We start from the raw sequence: 7,840 nt of genomic DNA, 5'->3' as shown, positions 1-7,840 counted from the left end.
CTCCAGCCAGGCCGGCACCCGAAAGGCGCGGTGAGCCAGCAGACGGTGATAACCCAGCGTGACGCCCACGCAGGCGGTGAGCCAGTAGAGAACAACCAACACCAGCACCGCCATGGGGCTCCAGAAGCCCGGCAGGAGTGCCACCAGCGCCAGGGCGTGAATCGCCACCATGAAGGCCACCGTGGCCAGGCTGGTGGGCAGATCCGCTGGAATCACAGGCACGGCTGCCGGGATCGAAGGGGAAACGGACGCGCTGGTCATCCCCCCTCCGCCGGCACCATCGGCTGGCAGAACTGACGCACCAGCAGCCCGGCAAAGCGCAGCTTCAGGCCCAGCTGCCGCAGCAGCGCGCCCCGCTCCGCCTTGGCCGCCTGGATCTGCTGGAAGCAGCTCACCAGCTGATCGCGCAGCTCCAGGAAATAGCCCTGCTCGAGGTCGAACACCCAGGGGAAGGCGCGGCGGGCGGTGCGGTTGGTCTGGCGCATCACCTCGGCATCGAAGCAACGTGGATCCATCCCCAGCAGGCGGTAGAAATCGCCCCGCTCACACACAGTGAGGCTATGGGTGAGAAACACCGACCAGAGAAAGAAACGGCTGAGCAGCCGGCCGCGCAGGCCCTGTTTGAGAGCGGGCCAGCAGCGAATCAGCAGGTTGAAGATGTCGCCGTGACGGTTCTCGTCCTGGCACCAGGGCTCGAAGAAATCGAACAGCGGCGCGAAGGCATTGTCGGGATGGGCCTTGAGGTGCCGGTCGATCAGGATGTAACGCCAGTAGCCGATCTTCTCGGACAGAAACACCGAATACAGCACCCAGCTGAGCGGGAACCAGGTGATCGGCCGCTTGGTGCTCAGCTTGGGCAGATCGAGCTCGATGCCCTCCGCCACCAGCGCCCGGTTGAGGAAACCGGCATGGCGGGCCTCGTCGCGGGCCATCAGCTGGAACAGCTGGCCAAGCTCCTGGCGTTCGGCCTGAAACAGGCGGCGGGAGAGCTCCTTGAACAGCAGGAAGCCGGAGAACTCCGACACGCACGAGCGCACCAGATAGCTCTCGTAGGCGGTCTTGGCGTCGGGGCTCAGATCGCCCAGGCGGTCGAGCGGGGCCTTGCGGTCGAAGTGGTCGCGGTTGTGGTCGGCCTCCATCTCGGCGAGCATCGCCTCGAAGGCGGGCCGCTGCTGCTCCAGGTCGGTGCGGGCGGCCTTGTCGATCTCGGTGGTGTAGAAGCGGGGCGTGAGCAGGTCTTCGCGCAGGTGCGGGGCGGCGTGGGTGGCGGGGGCCGACTGGCTGATGGTGGCGGTCATCGGGGGGCGCTCAGGGTGAAGGAAGGGCCGGCGGCATGGACGCGGGCGTCGATCAGCCGCCTGAGCAGGGCTTCGATCGGCCCTGGGTCTGGCGCCACAAAGGTCGGCCCGACCGGCGGGCAGGGCACCGACATCAGAAACATTGATCAACGCTATAACGACATCATGATGTTAGCAGGCAACGATGCCATGTAGCTTCTGCTGCAATCCGGATGTCCGACCTGGTGTTGAAGAGTATCCGTTTTGCTCAATGCCATCTCTGTAACGCGATAGCAGGTTAGTATCGGCATCTGATTTCATCGATTCTGATCGCCCTTGCCCATGGAGGCCCTCGCCGACTATTTCAAGGTCTTCTCAGAGCCAAACCGCCTGGCTGTCCTTGATGCCCTGCGCGGCGGCGCTCTCAACGTCACCGCCGTGGTGGAGCGCACCGGGCTGAGCCAGGCGCTTGTCTCCAAGCATCTGAAGCTCCTCACGATCGCTGGAGTGGTGAGACGGCGCCCCGAAGGCAGCCTGGTGTTCTACGAGGTGATCGACAAAGGGGTGTTCCGGCTGATCCTGCAAGGCGACAAGCTGCTGCTGGCCACCCGTCGCCAGCAGCTAGACGCTCTCGTTGCCATTCTCTGAGTGTCTACGGCTTCTCTCGCCGAGCTGCGGCAGGCCCTGGCAGCGGGTGAGCGCTCCTTCCCAGCCCTCTTGATGAATGGGATCGATGTTGGCGGTCTGAATCTTGCCGACTGCGACCTCAGCTGTGGCTCGTTTCAGGAATCCCGCTTCGGCCACGCCAACCTCAGCGGCGCCCTGCTGGCGGGCTGCCGCTTTCAGCGGGCCCTGGTCTGGGGTGCGGACCTCTCCGGGGTGCGTGCTGCCTGGTCCTTCTGGCACGAGGCCGACCTCTCCGGCTCCCGGCTGCAGCAGGCCGATTTCGGCGGCGCGCTGATGCACCGCTGTTGCCTCCGGGGCGTGGTGGCAGCCGGCAGCCACTGGCAGGGAGCCTGCCTGGTGGAAGCCGACTTCCGCTCCGGCCTCGACCAGCTCACCGACCTCGGAGGAGCCGACTTCAGTCGCGCCGATCTGAGCTTCGCCAGCTTCGGCGGCACCCAGCTGCATGGAGCCAAACTGAACGGAGCCTGCCTCTACGGGGCCGACCTGCGCCAAGCCGATCTGCGCCAGAGCGACCTGCGTGGTTGCGACCTGCGCGACACCCAGCTCGACGGGGCCCAGCTGGAGGGAGCCCAACTGGAGGGCGCCCAGCTCAATTCCCCTTAACACTCAGGCTCACGGGCAGCGAAGCTGGCCTGGCAAGCTTTGGGCAGAATTGCCTACGAACCGGACAACCCATTAAGCTTGTATTCCGTTAGCGTTGTATCGGGATAGGCGACAAGACATTTCGCTGATCGTTCCAGCGGCTCCGTCCTTCCCCGATCCCACCGTTCCATGCTCTCCCTGTCATGACGACTCGTTCCCTCGCTCTCTCCAGGAGCAACCCGTGGGATGCCTTCAAAGGTTGGGTGACCAGCACCGAGAACCGCCTCTACGTGGGCTGGTTCGGCGTGCTGATGATCCCCACCCTGCTGGCGGCAACGACCTGCTTCCTGATCGCCTTCATCGGCGCTCCTCCCGTCGACATCGATGGCATCCGCGAACCTGTCTCCGGCGGCCTGCTCTACGGCAACAACATCATCACCGCAGCCGTGGTGCCCTCCAGCAATGCCATCGGCCTCCACTTCTACCCGATCTGGGCCGCTTCCAGCCTGGATGAATGGCTCTACAACGGCGGCCCCTATCAATTGATCATCTTTCACTTCCTGATCGGCATCTTCTGCTGGATGGGACGTGAATGGGAGCTGAGCTATCGCCTGGGAATGCGCCCCTGGATCGCCGTCGCCTACTCCGCGCCGGTAGCCGCCACCACCGCTGTGCTGCTGGTGTATTCAGTCGGCCAGGGCTCCTTCTCCGACGGCATGCCGCTGGGCATCTCCGGCACCTTCAACTTCATGCTGGTGCTGCAGGCAGAGCACAATGTGCTGATGCACCCCTTCCACATGCTCGGCGTGACCGGTGTGTTCGGCGGCGCCCTGTTCGCCGCGATGCATGGTTCCCTGGTAACGAGCTCCCTGGTGCGGGAGAGCACCGAAACCGAATCACTGAACAACGGCTACAAGTTCGGCCAGGAAGAGGAGACCTACAACATCGTGGCCGCCCATGGCTACTTCGGTCGCCTGATCTTCCAGTACGCCTCCTTCAACAACAGCCGCAGCCTCCACTTCCTGCTGGCTGCCTGGCCGGTGGTGGGGATCTGGTTCGCGGCCCTGGCGGTGGCCAGCTTCTCGTTCAACCTCAACGGCCTCAACTTCAACCATTCGGTGATGGATCACCAGGGTCGGGTGATCAACACCTGGGCCGATGTGCTCAACCGCGGCGGCCTGGGCATCGAAGCGATGCACGAGCGCAACGTTCACAACTTCCCGCTCGATCTGGCCAGCTCCGCCAGCACCCCCGTGGCGTTGCGCACACCTGTGATCGGTTAGTGAGCCTTTGAAGCTCATCCAGCCGATTCCGCTTCGCTCAGCAACCTGAGCAGAAAAACCTGAACAGGCCCCTCTCAGGCGCGATCGATCAGCCGGTACCCGTACCAATCCGGCACCAGAGGCTCCGCAGCGGCGCTGGAATCAGCACTCAGATGCAGGTGCCAGCCCGCCACCGACTCCAGGGCCAGGCAGTCATCAACGGCACGAAGATAATCCGTGTGGGCCTGATCAGCCCCCAGCAGCCATTGACGCTTCGCCCGTGCCCTGGCGGCCCGGGGGCTGCCGGCCACGATGAGGCCAAAGGCATGGAGTTCCGCCATCTGCCTGGGGTCATAGGCCCCCATGTTCACGAACCAGAGCCGCTCGGACCCCGCAAAGGGCTCCCGCCGGAGGCTCACCCGGTGGCCATCCGCCCGCTCCACCGCCACATATCTGTCGAGGTGCAGGCCCCGGCGCCGTCCGAACCACTGCTCCCGCAGGGCCGGGAAAGTGGCCTCGATCGCCTCGCCCACCACAAAACGCACGTCGTGGAGCTCGATGTTGCAACCGGCCGTGCGACCGCCCAAAACCACCAGAAACAGCCGCACCTGCGGTGACCCTCAGGCGTGTTGCCGCAGGAAGGCCACACTGCTCTCCAGCTCATCGGCGAAGCGATCGATCTCCTCGAACGTGGTGGTGAAACTGAGGCTGGCGCGGGCCGAAGCGCTGATGCCGTAATGGCGATGAAGCGGTTGGGTGCAGTGATGACCACTGCGGATGCAGATGCCACTGGCATCAAGCAGTGCCGCCAGATCATTGGCATGGAGTCCATCGACGGTGAAGGCCGCCAGGGCGCCACGGTCGGGCTGCTGCTCAGGGCTGGGGCCCAGCAGACGCAGGCCTTCGATCGCCTGCAGACGCTCGAACAGGCGGCCAGTGAGTTGCTGCTCCCAGGCGTGGATCCGCTCCAGGCCCAGGGCGCTGAGATAGTCGAGCGCCGCGCCCATGCCGACGGCCTCACCGATCGCCGGGGTGCCTGCCTCGAACTTGTGGGGGAGTTCAGCCCAGGTGCTGGTCTCGAGAAAAACGTCCTGGATCATTTCACCGCCACCGAGAAAGGGCGGCATCGCCTCCAGCAACGCTTCCCGGGCCCAGAGGAAGCCCATGCCGGTGGGGCCACAGAGCTTGTGGGAGGAGCCCACCAGAAAATCAGCGCCCAGCTGGGCCACATTCACCGGCAGATGGGGCAGGCTCTGGCAGGCGTCCACCAGCAGCAGGGCGCCAGCGTCGTGGGCCAGCTTCGCCACCGCCGCGATCGGATTGAGGCAACCCAGGGTGTTGCTGATCTGAACAAGGCTCACCAACCGGGTGCGCTTGCCGAGCTTGGCTTCAAGGTCGGCCAGATCGAGCTCTCCGGATTCAATCAGACCGACATGGCGAAGCACCGCCCCGGTGCGGGCCGCCAGCAGTTGCCAGGGAACCAGATTGCTGTGGTGCTCCATCACCGAAAGCAGGATCTCGTCGCCAGGACGGATGACCGCATCACCCCAGCTGCGGGCCACGAGGTTGATCGCCTCGCTGGCGTTGCGGGTGAACACGATCTCGCGCGGCGTGGCGGCACCGATGAAGCTGGCCGCCTTGGCGCGGGCCCCTTCGAAGGCGTCGGTGGCGCGGGCACTGAGCTGGTGGGCGCCGCGGTGCACGTTGGCGTTGTCCCGGCTGTAGTAGGTGTGCAGGGCTTCCAGCACCTGACGGGGCTTCTGGCTGGTGGCGGCGTGATCGAGATAGATCAGCGGCTGACCGAGGCATCCCTGCTGGGCGAGCAAGGGAAAATCCGGCCGGGTCTGGGCGGCCAGGGAGCCCACCGGCTCAGCGGGCCGTCTGGTCTCGGCCTCCAGGCACTGCTCCAACCGAGGTGCCGTGGGCGGCTGGCTGGGGAGAGCGGTTGTCATCGGTGATCAAGCCTCCACCATCAAGCGTTGCAGGGGATTCCAGACGGCGGCAGCAGCGGGAAAATCCCGCAACACCTCCTGGCAAAAGCCCCGCCTCAGCAGGCGGGAGGCCGTCGCCGCGTCGATGCCCCGACTCTGAAGGTAGAAGAGCTGATCGGCCTGCAGCCGGCTCACGGTGGCGCCGTGGGTGCAGCGCACGTCGTCGGCAACGATCTCCAGCTGCGGCTTGGTGTCGATGCGGGCCTGATCGGAGAGCAGCAGGTTGCGACTGAGCTGATTGGCATTGGTGCGCTGGGCCTGCCGCGGTACAGCCACGGCACCGTTGAACACACTGTGGCCCTGATCAGCGGCGATGGCCTTGTGCAGCTGCTCCAGAGCGCCATCCGGGCCGAGAAACCTCACCTGGCTGTGGGTATCGGCCAACTGATCCCGCTCAGCCAGCTGCAGCGCCTTCAGCTCGGTGTGGGCTGCACCATCGCGCTGGGTGATGCGGGGCTCGAAGCGTGACAGAGCCCAACCCCGGCTGGCCATGACCGAGCGGAACCGGCTTTCACTGGCCTGCTCCACCGCCAGGTGCCCCAGAAAACAGGCTTCCGCCTCGCCGAGGGCCAGCAGGCCATGGAGCAAGTGGGCCTGCCTGCCGAGCTGGGCCTCCACCACCAGGCTGCTCAGGCTGGCCCCGGAGCCAAGCTGAACCTGAAGCACCTCCAGGCTGGCCTTCTCCTCGAGCAGCAGCAGCACCCGCACCGGTCGAAGGGTGTGCTGGGCATCGGCCACGCAGACCAGCTCCAGCGTTTCGGCGATCACTCCGCTGACCCGCAGGGCCAGGCAATGGCTGACGGTGGCCTGATTGAGCTCCACCGGCCAGTGCTGCTCGCAATCGCAGCCGGCCAGGCTGCGGCCCAGGGCCTGATGCAGTTCGTCGGAGCTGAGCCGACTCAGCCCGGGGGGAAGGGTCTGACCGGCCAGAGGGTCGCTACGGCCATCGAGCCAGAGCCGCAGGCTTCCCGGCGCCGGCGCCGGCCAGCCAGCCGACGGCAAGGAGGAGCCGACCGCGGCTGTGAGCGGGTTGAGGCTGAGCGGATCGAGAGCTTTGAGAGGGGTCAGATCGGTGAATCGCCAATCTTCCTGGCGGCGGGATGGGAGCGACTGGCGGATCAGCGCCTCCCGCCCCCGCACCTGGACGGCCTCAAGCTCACCGCTGGGGACAGGCAGATGGCTCAGCAGGCGCCTGGCCCAGGCGTCGTCGACGGCCCTGTCCGCAAGTCTGGATGAGACCACCATCAAGCCACCTCGAGAACGGCCAACTCCTGGTCCACCCAGTCGTAACCGCGTTCTTCAAGTTCCAGGGCCAGCTCCTTGCCACCGGTGCGCAGGATCCGTCCCGCCGCCATCACGTGGACGAAATCAGGGGTGATCACATCCAGCAGCCGTTGATAGTGGGTGATCAACAGGGTGGCATTGTCAGGCGTGGCCAGCTGGTTCACGCCACCGGCCACGATCCGCAGAGCATCGATATCAAGACCGGAATCGGTTTCGTCAAGGATCGCCACCACCGGCTCCAGCAGAGCCATCTGGAGAATTTCGTTTCGCTTTTTCTCTCCACCGGAGAAACCCTCATTGACACTGCGCTCCAGAAAAGCGGCATCCATCTGAACCACCTTGAGGCGATCGCGCACAACATCCTCAAAAGCGAAGGTGTCGAGCTCCTCCTTGCCCAGCTCGCCACGGCGGGCGTTGGTGGCCACCCGCAGAAACTCCAGATTGCTCACACCAGGAATTTCGACCGGATACTGAAAGCCGAGGAACAGACCGATGCGGGCCCGTTGCTCCGGATCCAGATCCAGCAGATCGCTGCCCCTGTAACGAACGCTGCCGGCAGTGACGCTGTAGGCGGGATGGCCGGCGAGCACCTTCGAGAGAGTGCTCTTACCACTGCCGTTGCGCCCCATGACGGCGTGGATCTCGCCGGCACGGATGCTGAGATTCACCCCTTTGAGAATCGGCTGGTCGGCAACCGTGGCATGGAGATCAACAATGTCGAGCAGCAGGTCGGCGTCGGGGCGGATCACAGGAAAAC

General features: G+C 65.1%; 9 protein-coding genes and 1 pseudogene. 3 read left to right on the top strand and 7 right to left on the bottom strand.

The genetic code is table 11. The features are described from left to right. The 3 genes and pseudogenes from ACXMDY_RS15395 to ACXMDY_RS15385 all read right to left on the bottom strand — a co-directional run. Nucleotides 1–261, bottom strand: a pseudogene (locus ACXMDY_RS15395) (acyl-CoA desaturase); the annotation flags it as partial. Beyond that, nucleotides 258–1,298, bottom strand: coding sequence for a magnesium-protoporphyrin IX monomethyl ester (oxidative) cyclase (gene acsF, locus ACXMDY_RS15390; RefSeq protein WP_259702808.1), 1,041 nt, complete (start codon nucleotides 1,296–1,298; stop codon nucleotides 258–260). The gene acsF and the pseudogene ACXMDY_RS15395, both read right to left, overlap by 4 nt. Further along, nucleotides 1,295–1,432, bottom strand: a complete 138-nt coding sequence (locus ACXMDY_RS15385; RefSeq protein ID WP_259702807.1) for a hypothetical protein — start codon at nucleotides 1,430–1,432, stop codon at nucleotides 1,295–1,297. The genes acsF and ACXMDY_RS15385 overlap by 4 nt, the downstream gene beginning before the upstream one ends. A gap of 187 nt (nucleotides 1,433–1,619) precedes the next feature. Here ACXMDY_RS15385 and ACXMDY_RS15380 point away from each other — a divergent pair, with 187 nt between their 5' ends. The 3 genes from ACXMDY_RS15380 (at nucleotide 1,620) to psbA (ending at nucleotide 3,829) form a co-directional block, all read left to right on the top strand. Further along, on the top strand, nucleotides 1,620–1,925 hold the full coding sequence (locus ACXMDY_RS15380) for an ArsR/SmtB family transcription factor (protein ID WP_259702806.1): 306 nt from the start codon (nucleotides 1,620–1,622) through the stop codon (nucleotides 1,923–1,925). Further along, entirely contained in the window at nucleotides 1,926–2,567 is a 642-nt protein-coding gene (locus ACXMDY_RS15375; protein ID WP_259702805.1) for a pentapeptide repeat-containing protein, read from the top strand. It begins immediately after the preceding gene. Nucleotides 2,568–2,749: 182 nt separating this feature from the next. Continuing rightward, nucleotides 2,750–3,829 carry a photosystem II q(b) protein gene (gene psbA, locus ACXMDY_RS15370; RefSeq protein WP_259702804.1) on the top strand — a complete coding sequence of 360 codons (1,080 nt, stop codon included), beginning with the start codon at nucleotides 2,750–2,752 and terminating at the stop codon, nucleotides 3,827–3,829. Between the two features lie 74 nt (nucleotides 3,830–3,903). Here the strand turns inward: psbA and ACXMDY_RS15365 are convergent, their stop codons facing one another. The 4 genes from ACXMDY_RS15365 to sufC are packed head-to-tail and all read right to left on the bottom strand — an operon-like array spanning nucleotide 3,904 to nucleotide 7,832. Beyond that, complete coding sequence (locus ACXMDY_RS15365) at nucleotides 3,904–4,416, bottom strand: DUF1543 domain-containing protein (RefSeq protein ID WP_259702803.1); 513 nt, start codon at nucleotides 4,414–4,416, stop codon at nucleotides 3,904–3,906. 12 nt (nucleotides 4,417–4,428) lie between these two features. Then, on the bottom strand, nucleotides 4,429–5,760 hold the full coding sequence (locus ACXMDY_RS15360; protein WP_259702802.1) for a SufS family cysteine desulfurase: 1,332 nt from the start codon (nucleotides 5,758–5,760) through the stop codon (nucleotides 4,429–4,431). 6 nt (nucleotides 5,761–5,766) lie between these two features. Next, complete coding sequence (gene sufD, locus ACXMDY_RS15355) at nucleotides 5,767–7,041, bottom strand: Fe-S cluster assembly protein SufD (RefSeq protein WP_399244413.1); 1,275 nt, start codon at nucleotides 7,039–7,041, stop codon at nucleotides 5,767–5,769. Nucleotides 7,042–7,043: 2 nt separating this feature from the next. After that, the gene (sufC, locus tag ACXMDY_RS15350) at nucleotides 7,044–7,832 is read right to left on the bottom strand and encodes a Fe-S cluster assembly ATPase SufC (RefSeq protein WP_259702800.1); all 789 of its coding nucleotides are present in this window, start codon (nucleotides 7,830–7,832) and stop codon (nucleotides 7,044–7,046) included. Nucleotides 7,833–7,840: the final 8 nt, after the last annotated feature.

It is taken from the genome of Cyanobium sp. ULC082 (assembly GCF_977927535.1).
Note: the sequence above shows the minus strand (reverse complement) of the source record. Positions and strands in the feature narration are given on the sequence as shown.

Bases quoted from the DNA above. Each gene is read 5' to 3' on its own strand.
- acsF (WP_259702808.1), bottom strand. From the start codon at position 1,298: ATGACCGCCACCATCAGCCAGTCGGCCCCCGCCACCCACGCCGCCCCG.
- ACXMDY_RS15385 (WP_259702807.1), bottom strand. From the start codon at position 1,432: ATGTCGGTGCCCTGCCCGCCGGTCGGGCCGACCTTTGTGGCGCCAGAC.
- ACXMDY_RS15380 (WP_259702806.1), top strand. From the start codon at position 1,620: ATGGAGGCCCTCGCCGACTATTTCAAGGTCTTCTCAGAGCCAAACCGC.
- psbA (WP_259702804.1), top strand. From the start codon at position 2,750: ATGACGACTCGTTCCCTCGCTCTCTCCAGGAGCAACCCGTGGGATGCC.
- ACXMDY_RS15360 (WP_259702802.1), bottom strand. From the start codon at position 5,760: ATGACAACCGCTCTCCCCAGCCAGCCGCCCACGGCACCTCGGTTGGAG.